The organism is Peribacillus sp. NJ11, assembly GCF_030348405.1.
Taxonomy (GTDB): Bacteria; Bacillota; Bacilli; order Bacillales; family DSM-1321; genus Peribacillus.
In genome coordinates, this window is the sequence record NZ_JAUCFO010000001.1 from 1094280 (window position 1) to 1112309 (window position 18030).

Annotated in this window: 11 protein-coding genes, 3 tRNA genes, 3 rRNA genes and 1 other annotated feature; of the genes, 4 read left to right on the forward strand and 13 right to left on the reverse strand. The window is 42.7% G+C overall.

Features of this window, described 5'->3' with window-relative positions; genetic code table 11:
- Positions 1-40 precede the first annotated feature (40 nt).
- Positions 41-547 (reverse strand): tRNA adenosine(34) deaminase TadA, encoded by a 507-nt coding sequence (gene tadA / locus QUF86_RS05400; protein WP_289314116.1) that lies wholly within the window; start codon positions 545-547, stop codon positions 41-43.
- Between the two features lie 139 nt (positions 548-686).
- Between tadA and QUF86_RS05405 the strand changes: the two genes are divergently transcribed.
- From QUF86_RS05405 to QUF86_RS05415, 3 genes are all read left to right on the forward strand, one after another.
- Positions 687-1229: a cysteine hydrolase family protein gene (locus QUF86_RS05405; RefSeq protein WP_289333755.1), complete on the forward strand. Its 543-nt coding sequence runs from the start codon at positions 687-689 to the stop codon at positions 1227-1229.
- A 179-nt stretch (positions 1230-1408) separates the two neighbouring features.
- A complete protein-coding gene (locus QUF86_RS05410; protein ID WP_289333756.1) occupies positions 1409-2068 on the forward strand; it encodes a deoxynucleoside kinase in 660 nt (219 codons plus the stop codon).
- Positions 2046-2717, forward strand: a complete 672-nt coding sequence (locus QUF86_RS05415) for a deoxynucleoside kinase (protein WP_289314119.1) — start codon at positions 2046-2048, stop codon at positions 2715-2717. Before QUF86_RS05410 ends, QUF86_RS05415 begins: the two co-directional genes overlap by 23 nt.
- A gap of 121 nt (positions 2718-2838) precedes the next feature.
- On the opposite strand, the gene QUF86_RS05420 is transcribed toward QUF86_RS05415, so the two are convergent.
- The 4 genes from QUF86_RS05420 to guaB form a co-directional block, all read right to left on the reverse strand.
- Positions 2839-2931: transfer RNA gene (locus QUF86_RS05420), tRNA-Ser, on the reverse strand.
- Positions 2932-3064: 133 nt separating this feature from the next.
- On the reverse strand, positions 3065-4342 hold the full coding sequence (serS, locus tag QUF86_RS05425; protein WP_289333757.1) for a serine--tRNA ligase: 1278 nt from the start codon (positions 4340-4342) through the stop codon (positions 3065-3067).
- 63 nt (positions 4343-4405) lie between these two features.
- Positions 4406-4630 (reverse strand) — a binding site (T-box leader).
- A gap of 68 nt (positions 4631-4698) precedes the next feature.
- Positions 4699-6018, reverse strand: a complete 1320-nt coding sequence (locus QUF86_RS05430) for a D-alanyl-D-alanine carboxypeptidase family protein (protein WP_289314121.1) — start codon at positions 6016-6018, stop codon at positions 4699-4701.
- A gap of 173 nt (positions 6019-6191) precedes the next feature.
- Complete coding sequence (guaB, locus tag QUF86_RS05435; RefSeq protein ID WP_289314122.1) at positions 6192-7655, reverse strand: IMP dehydrogenase; 1464 nt, start codon at positions 7653-7655, stop codon at positions 6192-6194.
- 112 nt (positions 7656-7767) lie between these two features.
- Here guaB and QUF86_RS05440 point away from each other — a divergent pair, with 112 nt between their 5' ends.
- The gene (locus QUF86_RS05440) at positions 7768-8742 is read left to right on the forward strand and encodes a YaaC family protein (RefSeq protein WP_289333758.1); all 975 of its coding nucleotides are present in this window, start codon (positions 7768-7770) and stop codon (positions 8740-8742) included.
- A gap of 70 nt (positions 8743-8812) precedes the next feature.
- Here the strand turns inward: QUF86_RS05440 and rrf are convergent.
- The 8 genes from rrf to gyrA all read right to left on the reverse strand — a co-directional run bounded on the left by rrf (position 8813) and on the right by gyrA (position 17957).
- Positions 8813-8928: ribosomal RNA gene (gene rrf, locus QUF86_RS05445) — 5S ribosomal RNA — on the reverse strand.
- Between the two features lie 64 nt (positions 8929-8992).
- Positions 8993-11925: ribosomal RNA gene (locus QUF86_RS05450) — 23S ribosomal RNA — on the reverse strand.
- Between the two features lie 103 nt (positions 11926-12028).
- Positions 12029-12104 (reverse strand) — tRNA-Ala (locus QUF86_RS05455).
- Positions 12105-12120: 16 nt separating this feature from the next.
- Positions 12121-12197: transfer RNA gene (locus QUF86_RS05460), tRNA-Ile, on the reverse strand.
- Between the two features lie 116 nt (positions 12198-12313).
- Positions 12314-13864: ribosomal RNA gene (locus tag QUF86_RS05465) — 16S ribosomal RNA — on the reverse strand.
- The 16S, 23S and 5S rRNA genes sit together here with 2 tRNA genes alongside, the layout of an rRNA operon.
- A 412-nt stretch (positions 13865-14276) precedes the next feature.
- A complete protein-coding gene (locus tag QUF86_RS05470) occupies positions 14277-14792 on the reverse strand; it encodes an HD-GYP domain-containing protein (protein WP_289333759.1) in 516 nt (171 codons plus the stop codon).
- The gene (locus QUF86_RS05475) at positions 14793-15143 is read right to left on the reverse strand and encodes a hypothetical protein (RefSeq protein ID WP_289314125.1); all 351 of its coding nucleotides are present in this window, start codon (positions 15141-15143) and stop codon (positions 14793-14795) included.
- A 255-nt stretch (positions 15144-15398) separates the two neighbouring features.
- Positions 15399-17957 carry a DNA gyrase subunit A gene (gene gyrA / locus QUF86_RS05480; RefSeq protein ID WP_289333760.1) on the reverse strand — a complete coding sequence of 853 codons (2559 nt, stop codon included), beginning with the start codon at positions 17955-17957 and terminating at the stop codon, positions 15399-15401.
- Between the last annotated feature and the right edge of the window lie 73 nt (positions 17958-18030).

An 18030-nucleotide genomic window follows, 5' to 3' on the forward strand; every position in this document is an offset into this window, starting at 1 on the left:
CAAAAGAAGCAAGGCCGCATGTTCAATGATCATTTTTTACCTATTTATTTTCTTCGACTCTCTTTAGTGCCTGCTCTCTTTTCAAAGTTTTCTTTCTATTCCTAAGCTCTTTAAAAAAAGAAGTCAATATCCAACCACACTCTTCGCCTAATACACCGCTAGTTACTTCACATTGATGGTTAAAGCGTTCATCTCGAAGTAAATCCATGAATGTCCCTGCACAGCCAGCCTTTGGATCGTGCGCTCCAAAAACAACCCGTCTTATCCTCGATTGCAAAATGGCACCGGCACACATGGGACAGGGTTCCAACGTTACATATAACGTCGCATCCTCAAGACGCCAACTGCCAAGTGCATTGCAAGCCTCATTGATCGCAAGTAGCTCCGCATGTGCCGTCGCATTCTGTTCCGTTTCCCTCAGGTTATGCCCCGTCGAAATAACTTGATCATCTATTACGATTAAAGCGCCAATCGGCACCTCATTCAACATCTGCGCCTTTTCTGCTTCCTTTAAGGCTAAATTCATGTAATAAAAATCATCCTTCATAAAAAAACCCCCTCATATTAAGTAGGAGTAAACAGACAAATATAAGACAAAATAAAGGTCATACTACTTATTCTAATGAATAGTAACGCAATCTGCATATGTGCCGCAAGTAAATTCTCACATTAAAGGAGCATATACCATGAATCGACCAGAATCGCCTACTTTCGCCTTACTTATCATTGATATGATCAATGATTTTGATTTCAAATACGGGAATATGCTCCTTGAACATACGAAGGATATCGTCGATCCGATATTGAAATTAAAAAAGCAAATGAAAGAAAAAGGATTCCCAATTATATATATCAATGATCATTACGAGTTATGGCAGGCTGACTTCGATAAAATTATTGATACATGTAAAAATGATCGAAATGCCTCTTTAATAGAACGGATAAAACCTCAGCAAGACGAGTTCTTTCTCATCAAGCCGAAGCATTCTGCATTTTACGGGACAGCCCTCAACACATTACTCAAACGATTAAAGGTGGATACCCTGATCATTACCGGCATAGCTGGTAACATCTGTGTGCTATTCACGGCCAATGATGCCTATATGCGTGAATATCAATTATGGATACCCAAGGATTGCATCGCTTCAGCCTCAAAGGAAGATAATCATTATGCATTAAAGATGATGAAACATGTTCTCAAGGCATCCATAAAATGTGGGGAAATTTAACAGACGAACCAGGCACTAACCTATCATATCTCCTCGTTAAACAATCTTTCATTCTCCTTCATTAGCAAGCTGACAAAAATATCACTTAAGACCCAAGTCTGTGTTACAATATCTCTTGGCTGAAATACCTAATAAACTGGGAATTTTAGTTTGATACCTCATGAAGGAGGACAGATTGGATGAAATCCACCCCATTTATCACTGTCGAAGGTCCAATTGGCGTGGGAAAAACATCACTTGCAAAAGTTATCGCAGATCATTTTCAAATTTCATTATTGAAGGAAATCGTTGATGAAAATCCATTTCTCGGGAAATTCTACAACGATATTGATGAGTGGAGCTTTCAAACAGAAATGTTTTTTCTATGTAACCGTTATAAACAATTGGAAGATATCGAAAAGAATTATCTTACCAATGACCAAGCCGTGGTCGCTGATTACCATATATTCAAGAACTTGATATTTGCTGAACGAACTTTAAAAAATGAACAGTACAATAAATACCTTGAAATATTCAATATTTTAACACGGGATATGCCCAAACCTAATATGGTCATTTATTTAAACTCAAGTCTAGATACCCTTCTCTCCCGAATCGATAAAAGAGGCCGTGAATTCGAAAAAAATATATCCTCCGTTTATTTAGAGCAGTTATCCGCGGATTATCGAACATTCATGGAAACGTTCGAGATACGGCACCCTGACATACCTGTTCTTACATTCAACGGAGATGAACTGGATTTCGTAGGCAACAAGGATGATTTGAAAACGATAATCAACCAAATAGAGAATGCCCTGCAAAAAGGAGTAAAGTCAAATGAACTTACGAAAGAAATATAATATTCCAAACAACGCCGTCATTACGATAGCAGGGACGGTTGGAGTAGGAAAATCGACCATGACCAATGCATTAGCCGATGCCCTTCAATTCAGGACATCCTTTGAAAAGGTTGATACGAACCCCTACCTGGATAAGTTTTACGATGATTTTAATCGTTGGAGTTTCCACCTGCAAATCTATTTCCTCGCTGAACGTTTTAAAGAGCAAAAAAAAATCTTTGAATATGGCGGCGGTTTTATCCAAGACCGTTCCATTTATGAAGACACTGGAATATTTGCAAAAATGCATTATGAAAAAGGTACGATGAACGATGTCGACTACGAAACATACACAAGCCTTTTCAACGCGATGGTTATGACGCCATACTTCCCGCACCCTGATTTACTTATCTATCTCGAAGGTTCACTGGACGATATCCTCGACCGGATCCAAGAGCGTGGGCGTCCAATGGAACAGCATACCCCAATTGAATATTGGCAGGAGATGCATGGCCGTTACGAAGAATGGATCGATCAATTTAACGCCTGTCCTGTCCTTCGATTAAATATAAACGAATATGACCTTATGCAGGATGAAGCAAGTATCGAACCTCTTATAAAACGGATTGCCGAATATATGGAGCAAACCAAATTGTTACGAAATATGTAAAACAGAAAAACCACCGATTATCTGGTGGTTTTTTAATATATTAGAAAACAAAAATTCCGTTACATTTCTGTAACGGAATTCATCGATATCCAATTTATGCGCTGTGGTTATTAATAAGTTATGGAGGAGGTAGAGGGATTCGAACCCCCGCGGGATTTGACTCCCCTGTCGGTTTTCAAGACCGATCCCTTCAGCCGAACTTGGGTATACCTCCGTATCAACATTTATTATAATACATTGATTTAAAATTAAAGTCAAGCAGTCTACAAAGTTTTTTTAAAATAATTTTCAAACTTAGCTAAAAAGGAGAATCAGCCTCTTATATTAAGAAGCTGATTCCTTTTAACTTACGGTTTAATGACTTCCGCACCGCGCATATATGGACGTAAAACTTCAGGAATGATGACACTGCCATCTTCCTGCTGATAATTTTCCAAAAGCGCGGCGACTGTGCGGCCGATTGCCAAACCTGATCCATTTAGAGTATGGACATGTTCCGGCTTACCTTTTGCATCACGTCGGAAGCGGATATTGGCACGTCTAGCCTGGAATGCTTCAAAGTTACTGCAAGAAGAAATTTCGCGATAAGTTCCATAACTCGGGATCCAAACCTCGATATCATACTTTTTAGCAGCAGTGAAACCAAGATCTCCCGTACACATGCTTAGTACTCGATATGGAAGACCTAGCAATTGAAGGACCTTTTCGGCATGACCTGTAAGATTTTCTAATTCCGCATAAGAATCTTCCGGCTTCACGAACTTCACTAACTCAACTTTATTGAACTGGTGCTGACGAATTAAGCCGCGGGTATCACGACCAGCAGATCCTGCCTCTGAACGGAATGAAGCACTGTATGCCGCATAGCTTATTGGCAGATCGTCCATGCTCATGATTTCATCACGATGGAAATTTGTCACCGGGACTTCAGCTGTAGGAATTAAGAAGTAATCTTCACTTTCAATACGGAAGGCATCTTCCTCGAATTTTGGCAATTGACCTGTGCCAGTCATACTTGCACGGTTCACCATATATGGAGGCAGCATTTCTTCATATCCATGTTCTTCAACATGAAGGTCTAACATAAAGCTAATTAAAGCACGCTCTAATCGAGCACCAAGACCCCTATAAAATACAAATCGGCTTCCGGTCACTTTTGCTGCCCGTTCAAAATCCAGGATACCTAGATCTCCAGCAACATCCCAGTGTGGTTTCGGTTCAAACTTGAATTCCGGCAATTCTCCCCATTTACGGATTTCAACATTATCGTCTTCCGTTTCACCCACTGGCACACTTTCATGCGGAATATTAGGAATGGAAAGAAGTAATGTTCCTAACTGGGCTTCCACTTCACGAAGCTCATCATCGAATCCTTTGATTCGATCGCCAACTTCACGCATTTCAGCAATCAACTGATCAGCATCTTTTTTCTCCCGTTTCAATATGGCCACTTGATTTGAAACTTCATTTCTTTTGCTTTTCAATTTTTCCGTATCAGCAATCAAAGCCCGACGCTTTACATCCAATTCCTCAAATTTACCTAAATCGGTTAAATCTTCACCTCTAAATTGCAGTACACGTTTCACTTCTTCAAAATTATTTCTTACATATTTCAAATCCAACATACTCAATTCCTCCTTAATATTTTGATGATCTATCAAAGAACGCAAAAAACTCCCGTCCCCTGAAGAAGGGACGAGAGTTAACCCGCGTTGCCACCCTAGTTGAAGGCATATGAAAAATGCCTACCACTTATCACGATAACGGCTTTTAACCGAAAGCATTTACTGACCCAAAAGGCTTTCCATACTCTGCTCCAGGAGGGATTCACAAAACTCTCACACCGATTTTCACCAGCCATCGGCTCTCTATAGAAAGAAATACTTGTTACTATATCCTGTCATTGCTTTCTTATATATCAGATTGTTTTCCATAATGTACTATAATTTTGTACATTACGCAACCGTTTTATACACGAAACTTAAAACCAGCCTTTAACAGTAGAAGCTACACTGCTCCATACATCACCAAAGAATCCGCCAACCGCTCGCATTGATAACACGAACCAGTTTGCCTTTTCAACAGATTCAGCAGCTACGACGTTAACCTTCACTGGATCACCGTTAATGTACCCGTAATCTTCGCCGTTTTTAGGAGTGACTGTGATGTAACCAAGCTTTTCACCTTTTTTGATTGGTGCAGACAACTTACCATCATCATTCAATTTGTTTTTATCGATCACTAAGTCTGTTTTATAGTTATCTTTCTCGCCATTTTCAACAAGCAGCTCGATCGCTTTTTCAGATTGAATCTTAACGTTTTTTTCCTTACCTTTTACTACCGAAAGAGTTTCTTTCCCTTTCACCTGGTAATTGGCTGGAAGGATTTTTTCTTTTTTAAAGGTTGCATAAGCATAGTCCATCAGCTTAGTGCTATCTGCAAAACGTTCATTTTTATTAGTGGACTTCATAACCACTGTAATATAGCGCTGACCATTCTGGATAACCGTCCCTGTATGACCATAACCGGCAAAGTCGGTAGATCCAGTTTTCAGTCCATCTACGCCTTTATATTCAAATATCAGACCAGGCAACATCCAGTTGAAGTTAGGATATTCTTTTCCATCACGGAACTTCAATTTAGAAATACTTGCGATTTTTAACACTTCCGGATAATCGTTTATTAGACGATAAGCAAGAAGAGCAGTATCTTTTGCTGTCATGATATTTTCTTCATCTTCTTTACCCGCAGGATACTGCCCTAATAGATCGGTGTTATTCAAACCGCTGGCATTAACGAATTTATGGTTTTTCAAGCCTAATTGTTTTGCTTTTTCGTTCATTAATTTAACGAAATTCTTTTCACTTCCGGAAACCAACTGTGCTAAAGCAACTGTTGCCGCATTTCCGGAATAGACGGCCATAGCTTGATATAGTTCCTTAACTGTATAATCTTCACCTTCTGTTAACCCAACATTCGACAAATTCGGTGCTTTTGAAAGATCATGTACGTATTTATTTATTTTAACTTTTTGATCCCAACTGATTTTCCCATTTTCAATTGACTCCATTATGATGTACTCAGTCATCATTTTTGACATGGATGCAATCCCTAATACTTTATCGGCATTTTTTTCATAAACGATTTGTCCTGTTTCGCCATCAATGATGATGGCTGCTTCTGCTTTTAAATCTAAATTATCAGATTCAGCAACAGCTTCCCCCGGTTGATAGGCAAATTGCGACATAACAAGAACAAAAACAAAAGTGAAAATGAGGGTCATCTTGCTGATTTTTTTCAATTTCCAATACCTCCAACTTTTAAGCTAATCTCTATAACAAAGAAGAAACTTTATGTAATTCCCTTGACACCTTGTCTAGTTTATCACAGAAAAAATAAAAAAAATAGACAGAGTAATCGTAGACTCTGTCTATTTTAACAATAAATTTTAATGACGATTATATGTTAAATTCATTACATTGAGTAGTTAGGTGCTTCTTTAGTAATTTGGACATCATGAGGGTGGCTCTCCCTTAATCCGGCACCAGTCATTTTGACAAATTGAGAGTTTTCTCTTAACTCTTCCAATGTGGCTGTACCGCAATATCCCATACCTGAACGAATGCCGCCAATCAGTTGGAAAATGGTATCTGAAAGAGGTCCTTTGTATGGAAGGCGCCCTTCGATGCCTTCCGGTACGAATTTCTTGTTATCTTCTTGGAAGTAACGATCCTTAGATCCCTTTTCCATTGCAGCAACAGAACCCATACCCCGATAAACTTTAAAACGGCGACCTTGGAAAATTTCCGTTTCACCTGGGCTTTCAGTTACACCCGCAAGCATACTGCCTAGCATTACTGCATGTCCGCCTGCAGCGAGGGCTTTAACGATGTCACCAGAGTATTTGATTCCGCCATCAGCGATAATCGTTTTACCATATTTTCTTGCTTCTGTCGCACAATCGAAGACTGCCGTGATTTGGGGAACACCTACACCAGCTACAACCCTTGTCGTACAGATCGATCCTGGTCCGATTCCCACTTTCACTACATCAGCTCCCGCTTCAATCAATGCTTTCGTTCCTTCAGCTGTTGCCACATTACCAGCAATGATCGTCAATTCAGGATATGCCTTGCGGATTTCCTTCACCATTTCAAGGACGCCTTCTGAATGACCGTGAGCAGTATCAAGTACAATTGCATCGACTTGAGACTTAACAAGCATTTCTACACGTTTCATTGTATCTTTTGTCACACCGACAGCAGCACCTGCAAGTAATCTTCCTTGCTTATCTTTCGCCGAGTTCGGGAACTCAATGACTTTTTCAATATCCTTGATCGTAATGAGTCCTTTAAGAACACCATTATCGTCTACAAGGGGAAGCTTTTCAATTTTGTATTTTTGAAGAATCTTTTCTGCTTGTTCCAAGTTAGTTCCCACTGGCGCTGTAACTAGATTCTCAACAGTCATGACACTGGAAATCTTCAAGGAAAAATCGGAAATAAATCGCAAATCACGGTTTGTAATGATACCCACAAGTTTTTGATCCTCTATATTGTTGACTACAGGCACACCCGAAATGCGATATTTGCCCATTAAATGCTCTGCATCAAATACTTGATGATCTGGCGTTAAGAAAAACGGATCGGTAATAACACCGCTTTCTGAACGTTTTACTTTATCCACCAGTTCAGCTTGTGCTTCAATAGACATATTTTTATGAATGATACCTAATCCACCTTGACGAGCCATGGCAATTGCCATTTCAGCTTCTGTCACGGTATCCATTCCTGCGCTGATGATAGGAAGGTTGAGCTTTAAATTTTCAGATAAGCTGACTTGAAGGTTAACATCTTTCGGCAAAACCTCTGATTTCGCTGGAATTAATAGGACATCATCAAAGGTTAAACCTTCTTTTGCAAATTTATTTTCCCACATTATTTTCCCCTCCTGCTTAAAAATATTATTTGTAGGTTATCAATAGGACATACTACTGTCAAGAAGAGAAATAAATGTTTGATTATTCTATTAATTCGGAGGAGAGGCTGCAATGCCTGAAAACAATGATAATTTCGATAAATATACACCTTTTTTTTCCGCATCTGCCTCACAACTTTTTTTACAAAAATGTTACACGCATGAAAAAATTGCAGAAGCGGAAATAAAAAGTTACGAAAATTGTTATCCATTTATATACCATCTTGAACATGCTAAAACTTATTATAATCAGGCTGCGATCGCTCCACTTTCCATACAACCAATCCTAACATTTTATGGATTCGCCCAATTGTTGAAGGCCTGTCTGCTCACGATTGATCCCAACTATCCCGAATCAACTTCGTTACTTGCCCATGGGGTAACTACGAGAAAAAGGAAAAAACAACAATACGAATTTATAAAGGACGAAGTGAAAACGCAAAAGAATGGACTTTTCACCTGCATTGCCGAGAAGTTATTCCATATCAAGCATCTGGAGGGCGAAAAATTTTCCATGGGTACGTTATTGAAGGAAATCCCAGATATGCAAAACTTTACATGGTCTATTTCCAAGAAAAATTTCGTCGTCCTGTTACCCTCTTCAAACGGCTTTCAATTACCTTCATCCGTATTGGATAGCTATCAAATGTCCAGCAATCGATTGGAAGAATTTTTAAAATCCAAAACGAACCAAGTTTACAGTATTTCAGAATCTCCTGGGACACTGCATTTAATAACAGATAACGTTCCTATTTATAATGCTACCTCTCCAATACGCTATAATTTGGCAGAAGGAGAGTTCATGCTATCACTCAATAAAGATTCGTCGGCTTTTTCATTACCTGAACTTTTAATACATTATTTGATTTCTTATAACCTTAGTATAATAGCCCGTTATGAAACAGAATGGTGGGCAGAGCTGATGAAAACTATGCCTAATGATGATTACCCTTGCATTGTGCAATTCCTTAAAATAAGCCAAGCTAAGGTGCCATTCTTAATATTTGAATGGATTAAGACAGAAAGGTTAAACTTTTCATCCTTTTAACTATCAATGTTGAAATGATCTATCCCAAAACGACGAAAAAAGACCAGCCGGATGGCTGATCTTTAAAATGGCTTGGCGGCGTCCTACTCTCACAGGGGGAAACCCCCAACTACCATCGGCGCTGAAGAGCTTAACTGCCGTGTTCGGAATGGGAACGGGTGTGACCTCTTCGCTATCGCCACCAAACAATAAAGGAACGTTGTTCCTTCAAAACTAGATAATAAGAAGGTATTTCATTTTTTATAAAGCGTTGGTTAAGTCCTCGATCTATTAGTATCAGTCAGCTCCACATGTCGCCACGCTTCCACCTCTGACCTATCAACCTGATCATCTTTCAGGGATCTTACTAGCTTGCGCCATGGGAAATCTCATCTTGAGGGGGGCTTCATGCTTAGATGCTTTCAGCACTTATCCCGTCCGCACGTAGCTACCCAGCTATGCCTTTGGCAAGACAACTGGTACACCAGCGGTGCGTCCATCCCGGTCCTCTCGTACTAAGGACAGCTCCTCTCAAATTTCCTGCGCCCGCGACGGATAGGGACCGAACTGTCTCACGACGTTCTGAACCCAGCTCGCGTACCGCTTTAATGGGCGAACAGCCCAACCCTTGGGACCGACTACAGCCCCAGGATGCGATGAGCCGACATCGAGGTGCCAAACCTCCCCGTCGATGTGGACTCTTGGGGGAGATAAGCCTGTTATCCCCGGGGTAGCTTTTATCCGTTGAGCGATGGCCCTTCCATGCGGAACCACCGGATCACTAAGCCCGACTTTCGTCCCTGCTCGACTTGTAGGTCTCGCAGTCAAGCTCCCTTGTGCCTTTACACTCTACGAATGATTTCCAACCATTCTGAGGGAACCTTTGGGCGCCTCCGTTACTCTTTAGGAGGCGACCGCCCCAGTCAAACTGCCCACCTGACACTGTCTCCCACCCCGATAAGGGGCGCGGGTTAGAATTTCAATACAGCCAGGGTAGTATCCCACCAACGCCTCCACCGAAGCTAGCGCTCCGGCTTCTCAGGCTCCTACCTATCCTGTACAAGCTGTACCAAAATTCAATATCAGGCTGCAGTAAAGCTCCACGGGGTCTTTCCGTCCTGTCGCGGGTAACCTGCATCTTCACAGGTACTATAATTTCACCGAGTCTCTCGTTGAGACAGTGCCCAGATCGTTACACCTTTCGTGCGGGTCGGAACTTACCCGACAAGGAATTTCGCTACCTTAGGACCGTTATAGTTACGGCCGCCGTTTACTGGGGCTTCGGTTCAAAGCTTCGCTTGCGCTAACCTCTCCCCTTAACCTTCCAGCACCGGGCAGGTGTCAGCCCCTATACTTCGCCTTGCGGCTTCGCAGAGACCTGTGTTTTTGCTAAACAGTCGCCTGGGCCTATTCACTGCGGCTTTTCCGGGCTATTCACCCTAAAAAGCACCCCTTCTCCCGAAGTTACGGGGTCATTTTGCCGAGTTCCTTAACGAGAGTTCTCTCGCACACCTTAGGATTCTCTCCTCGCCTACCTGTGTCGGTTTGCGGTACGGGCACCTTACATCTCACTAGAGGCTTTTCTTGGCAGCGTGGAATCAGGAACTTCGGTACTATATTTCCCTCGCCATCACAGCTCCGCCTTAATGGAAACGGGATTTGCCTCGTTTCCGGCCTAACTGCTTGGACGCGCATATCCAACAGCGCGCTTACCCTATCCTTCTGCGTCCCCCCATCGTTCAAACGATGTATAGGTGGTACAGGAATATCAACCTGTTGTCCATCGCCTACGCCTTTCGGCCTCGGCTTAGGTCCCGACTAACCCTGAGCGGACGAGCCTTCCTCAGGAAACCTTAGGCATTCGGTGGAAGGGATTCTCACCCTTCTTTCGCTACTCATACCGGCATTCTCACTTCTAAGCGCTCCACCAGTCCTTCCGGTCTGACTTCAACGCCCTTAGAACGCTCTCCTACCATCGACACCTAATGGTGTCAATCCACAGCTTCGGTGATACGTTTAGCCCCGGTACATTTTCGGCGCGGAGTCACTCGACCAGTGAGCTATTACGCACTCTTTAAATGGTGGCTGCTTCTGAGCCAACATCCTGGTTGTCTAAGCAACTCCACATCCTTTTCCACTTAACGTATACTTTGGGACCTTAGCTGGTGGTCTGGGCTGTTTCCCTTTCGACTACGGATCTTATCACTCGCAGTCTGACTCCCAAGAATAAGTATTTGGCATTCGGAGTTTGACTGAATTCGGTAACCCGTTGGGGGCCCCTAGTCCAATCAGTGCTCTACCTCCAATACTCTCATCTTGAGGCTAGCCCTAAAGCTATTTCGGAGAGAACCAGCTATCTCCAGGTTCGATTGGAATTTCTCCGCTACCCACACCTCATCCCCGCACTTTTCAACGTGCGTGGGTTCGGGCCTCCATTCAGTGTTACCTGAACTTCACCCTGGACATGGGTAGATCACCTGGTTTCGGGTCTACGACCTCATACTCATTCGCCCTATTCAGACTCGCTTTCGCTGCGGCTCCGTCTTATCAACTTAACCTCGCATGAAATCGTAACTCGCCGGTTCATTCTACAAAAGGCACGCCATTACCCATTAACGGGCTTTGACTACTTGTAGGCACACGGTTTCAGGATCTATTTCACTCCCCTTCCGGGGTGCTTTTCACCTTTCCCTCACGGTACTGGTTCACTATCGGTCACTAGGGAGTATTTAGCCTTGGGAGATGGTCCTCCCTGCTTCCGACGGGATTTCTCGTGTCCCGCCGTACTCAGGATCCACTCAGGAGGGAACGAAGTTTCAACTACAGGGTTTTTACCTTCTTTGACGGACCTTTCCAGATCACTTCATTTACCCCGTTCCTTTGTAACTCCATGTTGAGTGTCCTACAACCCCAAGAGGCAAGCCTCTTGGTTTGGGCTAATTCCGTTTCGCTCGCCGCTACTCAGGAAATCGCATTTGCTTTCTCTTCCTCCGGGTACTTAGATGTTTCAGTTCCCCGGGTCTGCCTTCAGTACCCTATGTATTCAGGTAAAGATACTGTTCCATTACGAACAGTGGGTTTCCCCATTCGGAAATCTCCGGATCAAAGCTTACTTACAGCTCCCCGAAGCATATCGGTGTTAGTCCCGTCCTTCATCGGCTCCTAGTGCCAAGGCATCCACCGTGCGCCCTTTCTAACTTAACCGTTAAAAAGATCTTACAGATGCTTTGAAAAAAATTAATTGCCTTCTATCTATTATCTAGTTTTCAAGGAACAAGTTGTCCCAATCACAACGTGATTGATTCATTGGTGGAGCCTAGCGGGATCGAACCGCTGACCTCCTGCGTGCAAGGCAGGCGCTCTCCCAGCTGAGCTAAGGCCCCGTTTTGGGAAATGGAATGGTGGGCCTAAATGGACTCGAACCATCGACCTCACGCTTATCAGGCGTGCGCTCTAACCAGCTGAGCTATAGGCCCATTCACATAAATAATAAGCTTCTGCTTCCCAAGCTTATCGCGGGATTACTATTAAATTGAATGAATCACTCATTCAAAACTGAACAAAACAAAAGCGCTCTCGTAATTATCCTTAGAAAGGAGGTGATCCAGCCGCACCTTCCGATACGGCTACCTTGTTACGACTTCACCCCAATCATCTGTCCCACCTTAGGCGGCTGGCTCCATAAAGGTTACCTCACCGACTTCGGGTGTTACAAACTCTCGTGGTGTGACGGGCGGTGTGTACAAGGCCCGGGAACGTATTCACCGCGGCATGCTGATCCGCGATTACTAGCGATTCCGGCTTCATGTAGGCGAGTTGCAGCCTACAATCCGAACTGAGAATGGCTTTATGGGATTCGCTTACCTTCGCAGGTTTGCAGCCCTTTGTACCATCCATTGTAGCACGTGTGTAGCCCAGGTCATAAGGGGCATGATGATTTGACGTCATCCCCACCTTCCTCCGGTTTGTCACCGGCAGTCACCTTAGAGTGCCCAACTGAATGCTGGCAACTAAGATCAAGGGTTGCGCTCGTTGCGGGACTTAACCCAACATCTCACGACACGAGCTGACGACAACCATGCACCACCTGTCACTCTGTCCCCCGAAGGGGAAAGCCCTATCTCTAGGGTTGTCAGAGGATGTCAAGACCTGGTAAGGTTCTTCGCGTTGCTTCGAATTAAACCACATGCTCCACCGCTTGTGCGGGCCCCCGTCAATTCCTTTGAGTTTCAGCCTTGCGGCCGTACTCCCCAGGCGGAGTGCTTAATGCGTTAGCTGCAGCACTAAAGGGCGGAAACCCTCTAACACTTAGCACTCATCGTTTACGGCGTGGACTACCAGGGTATCTAATCCTGTTTGCTCCCCACGCTTTCGCGCCTCAGTGTCAGTTACAGACCAGAAAGTCGCCTTCGCCACTGGTGTTCCTCCAAATCTCTACGCATTTCACCGCTACACTTGGAATTCCACTTTCCTCTTCTGCACTCAAGTTCCCCAGTTTCCAATGACCCTCCACGGTTGAGCCGTGGGCTTTCACATCAGACTTAAGGAACCACCTGCGCGCGCTTTACGCCCAATAATTCCGGACAACGCTTGCCACCTACGTATTACCGCGGCTGCTGGCACGTAGTTAGCCGTGGCTTTCTGGTTAGGTACCGTCAAGGTACCAGCAGTTACTCTGGTACTTGTTCTTCCCTAACAACAGAACTTTACGACCCGAAGGCCTTCTTCGTTCACGCGGCGTTGCTCCGTCAGACTTTCGTCCATTGCGGAAGATTCCCTACTGCTGCCTCCCGTAGGAGTCTGGGCCGTGTCTCAGTCCCAGTGTGGCCGATCACCCTCTCAGGTCGGCTACGCATCGTCGCCTTGGTGAGCCATTACCTCACCAACTAGCTAATGCGCCGCGGGCCCATCTATAAGTGACAGCCGAAACCGTCTTTCCATCTTCTCTCATGCGAGAAAAGAACGTATCCGGTATTAGCTCCGGTTTCCCGAAGTTATCCCAGTCTTATAGGCAGGTTGCCCACGTGTTACTCACCCGTCCGCCGCTAATCTCAGGGAGCAAGCTCCCATCGATTCGCTCGACTTGCATGTATTAGGCACGCCGCCAGCGTTCGTCCTGAGCCAGGATCAAACTCTCCGAAGAAATATTTGACTTGCTCATTTTGCTTTTTTAATAGTGTGTGCTCACTTAAAATTTAACGTTGGCGCTTTGTTTTGTTCAGTTTTCAAAGAGCAATTTGTATCGTTCGTTTAGAAACGACTTTAATAATATATCAACTATATTATTTTTTGTCAACAACTTTATTCTTTCGCTGTCGACTTAGTTATTATATCTAGTATCAGAAATAAAAGCAAGAGTTATTTTAAAATAAATAAAATACATGAATCCATAGATAACAATAAATTTGGTTGTCCACCTAATAGCAAGAAAAAGCTTATCTTTTTAGGAGTAAACTTTTTCTTTAGCATTATAGTATTTCTTCTATATATAATTCACGATTTAACCCTTAATTGATTATTTGATCACTATCTTTCACCTTGATAATCGGTCTTGTTTACGAGCTGGCATCAATAAAAATGATTTCAGCGATGAATCCATTGTTTAGTTTGACCTTGTTTCCCATAGAAAAGTTAGCGAATCCTGATAACAGGGTATTTACTACTCCAATACCAAATTTACCAAAGTCATCATGGAAGATCATTTCTAAAACCTTGAATGGTGACTGTCTCTTTCTATATGTCCTTTCTGAAGTCATGGCGTGAAAGACATCTGCAACAGCGATGATTTTTGAGAATAAGTTCATGGACTTTGTTTTCAACCTTTGGGGATAACCCGTTCCATCTAATCTTCCATGATGTTCTAGGACGGCTATCTTCACACTATCCTTAATACTTGAACTATCTTTTATCATTTTGTAGCTGAAAATAGGATGATTGTGAATCTCCTCATAATCCTCGGCAGTTAGACTTTCCGTTTTATTTAATAACCTAGGTGGCAGCTTTGCCATCCCGCAGTCTGCCAAACATCCGCCAATTGCGGCCTGGTAGACATCCGCCCTATTGCATTTCATTTAATATTCAATATATCCTCCTATCAATCCAATTGAAATGGCATGATGGTATACATAGTCTTCTTTATTGCAATAGTGGTGCAGCATCAAAATGTTTCCTGGTTCCTCTAAAGCTTTGTCCATTAAAGGAACCAGGATTAAACGAATCATGGCCACATCGACTTTACTGCCCGCTTGCCAATTTTTAAATAATCGTTTATATGTTTGTACTGACTCAAGATACAAATCCATAAAATCCGATGACTCTTCCATTTCACCCAAATAAGGATCTATTACTTCTTTCGGTAAAAATTTCTTTCCATCAATCAAAGTTTTTTCAACACTTACCTCATGTATTAAAAAAGCTTGCAAAGCCTCAATTAACCCCTTGGTCAATATTGTTTTTTCATACAGGCGGTCCGAAAGACCTCTAATCTCTTTCGAGAGTATGCAGCCTTCGATTAAATCCCTAAAAAAATTCAATTTATTAGCATTACAATCTTTAATTTACTTGAAATCATAAGAATTTTTACCCACACCCAAGCACTGTAGTATATTTTTTTGTAAAAGCATCTAATACAAAAAAAAGACCCAGCATAATTGCCAGGGTCTTTTTTTATGGAATAATTATTCTTCCGTATCTTTTTCAGTTACTTCATTTTCTTCGATTACAGTAGGTTCCGAATCAGAATCAGAATTGGTATCTATTGTTGGACCCTGTTCTGTATCCATATCTATTTCTTCTTCTTCTTCTCTTCCAACGATGGCTACCGTAGAAACATATTCATTATCTGCGGATTCGAGTCGGATGAGCTTAACACCCTGTGTGTTACGTCCCGTTTTAGAAATGCCTTCGACTTCCATTCGGATTAATACACCAGCTGCTGTAATCAGCATCAAATCCTCATCTTCACCCATTACTGTTTTCACAGCTATAAGTTCACCATTTTTCTCAGTGACATTACATGTTTTTATCCCTTTGCCTCCACGGCTTTGAATACGGTACTCTTCCGCAGAGGTCCGTTTTCCATAGCCGTTTTTCGTAACGATAAGGACTTCTTCATCATCTTCAAGAATTTCCATGCCGACCACTTCATCATTGGCCCTTAAGGAAATCCCTTTCACTCCCGCTGCAGTACGTCCCATTGTCCGTACATCCGTCTCAGGGAAACGAATCATCATCCCGGCTTTCGTTCCAATTATGATTTGCTTCTCTCCATTCGTAAGACGGACAGAAATCAATTCATCATCTTCACGTAAACCTAGGGCAATTAAACCGTTATTACGGATATTTGCAAACGACGACAAAGGTGTACGCTTCGATATCCCATGTCTGGTCGTGAAGAATAAATACCAATCGTCAGCAAATTCCTTCACCGGTATGATTGCATTGACCCACTCACCTTTATCGACTTCCAACAAGTTGATAAGCGGCAACCCTTTTGCCGTCCTACCATATTCAGGTATTTCATATCCTTTGGAACGATAGACCTTACCTTTGTTAGTGAAGAATAATAGAGTGTCATGAGTCGAAGTGGTTAACAAGTGACCGACAAAGTCATCTGTATTCGTTCCCATACCCTGTATCCCGCGCCCTCCGCGTTTTTGACTGCGGTACGTGGTTGCAGGCAAGCGTTTAATATAACCGTTATGCGTCAGTGTCACGATTATATTTTCCTCTGGAATTAAATCCTCATCTTCAAGGCTTTCAAAGCCGGCCAATGTGATTTCAGTTCTCCGTTTATCATCAAAACGTTCTTTAATTTCAAGAAGCTCTTCACGAATAATTTCAAGAACCTTTTCCTCATCAGCAAGAATGGCTTTATATTCTGCAATTATAGCCATTAAAGCCTGATACTCATCTTCTATTTTTTCACGTTCCAGACCTGTCAAACGTTGTAAACGCATATCCAGGATAGCTTGCGCCTGTTTCTCGGAAAGCGAAAATTGTGTCATTAAGCCTTCACGGGCAATTTCCGTCGTTTGGGAACCACGGATTAATGAAATGACCGCATCCAAATTATCAAGTGCAATGCGCAAACCTTCCAAAATATGAGCACGGGCTTCCGCTTTCCGTAATTCAAATTCAGTCCTACGCCGTATGACTACCTGCTGATGCTCTAAGTAATAGTGTAGGCATTGTTTTAAATTCAACACTTTAGGCTGACCGTCCACCAAAGCAAGTAGATTGATTCCGAAGGTTGTCTGCATTGCAGTATGCTTATACAGGTTGTTTAAAAGGACATTTGCATTAACATCCTTTCGAAGCTCCATTACGATACGCATGCCATTACGATCCGATTCATCCCGTAAATCGGTAATGCCTTCGATTTTCTTATCTCGAGCAAGTTCTGCAATTTTTTCAATCAATCTTGCTTTATTTACTTGATAAGGGATTTCTTTAACAAGGATTACCTGTTTTCCATTAGGTTTTTCTTCAATCTCGACTCTCGCCCGTTGAATGATTGACCCTTTTCCAGTTTCATAGGCCTTCCTGATTCCGCTTCGTCCTAAAATTAAACCGGCGGTCGGGAAATCCGGACCAGGGATATATTCCATCAACTCTGGAATTGTAATTTCAGGATTCTTGCTTAAAGCCAATACGCCGTCAATTACCTCACCTAATTGATGGGGTGGAATATTGGTTGCCATCCCTACTGCTATACCTGATGAACCATTCACTAACAAGTTCGGGAAACGGGCTGGCATAACGGCTGGTTCTCTTTCTGAACCATCGTAGTTATCCTGGAAATTAACCGTATCTTTATTTAAATCGCGAAGTAACTCCATCGAGATCTTCGACATTCTTGCTTCTGTATACCTCATTGCGGCAGCTTGGTCTCCATCAACCGAACCAAAATTCCCGTGACCATCGACAAGCATATAACGATAGTTAAAAGGCTGCGCCATCCGTACCATCGTTTCATATACGGCAGAATCACCATGCGGGTGATATTTACCGATAACTTCCCCTACAATACGGGCTGATTTTTTAAATGGTTTATCCGAAGTCATTCCAAGATCATTCATTGCATAAAGAATTCTTCGGTGTACCGGTTTTAAACCGTCCCTTACATCAGGCAAAGCCCGAGACACGATTACGCTCATCGCGTAATCCAAAAATGATGTCCGCATCTCGGTACTTATATTTATTTCTTTCACACCTGATCTTTCATTTTCTGACATGGAGCCAACCTCCTATAAAAAGCTTATACTCTCATTTAGTTTTAACTGTACGTGCACTATGTAAAGAACAGGA

Excerpts from the sequence above, each read along its gene's own strand:
- QUF86_RS05440 (WP_289333758.1), top strand. The coding sequence starts at position 7,768 with ATGCCTGAAAACAATGATAATTTCGATAAATATACACCTTTTTTTTCC.
- QUF86_RS05405 (WP_289333755.1), top strand. The coding sequence starts at position 687 with ATGAATCGACCAGAATCGCCTACTTTCGCCTTACTTATCATTGATATG.
- guaB (WP_289314122.1), bottom strand. The coding sequence starts at position 7,655 with ATGTGGGAAAATAAATTTGCAAAAGAAGGTTTAACCTTTGATGATGTC.
- gyrA (WP_289333760.1), bottom strand. The coding sequence starts at position 17,957 with ATGTCAGAAAATGAAAGATCAGGTGTGAAAGAAATAAATATAAGTACC.
- tadA (WP_289314116.1), bottom strand. The coding sequence starts at position 547 with ATGAAGGATGATTTTTATTACATGAATTTAGCCTTAAAGGAAGCAGAA.
- QUF86_RS05410 (WP_289333756.1), top strand. The coding sequence starts at position 1,409 with ATGAAATCCACCCCATTTATCACTGTCGAAGGTCCAATTGGCGTGGGA.
- QUF86_RS05470 (WP_289333759.1), bottom strand. The coding sequence starts at position 14,792 with ATGAAATGCAATAGGGCGGATGTCTACCAGGCCGCAATTGGCGGATGT.
- QUF86_RS05415 (WP_289314119.1), top strand. The coding sequence starts at position 2,046 with ATGAACTTACGAAAGAAATATAATATTCCAAACAACGCCGTCATTACG.
- serS (WP_289333757.1), bottom strand. The coding sequence starts at position 4,342 with ATGTTGGATTTGAAATATGTAAGAAATAATTTTGAAGAAGTGAAACGT.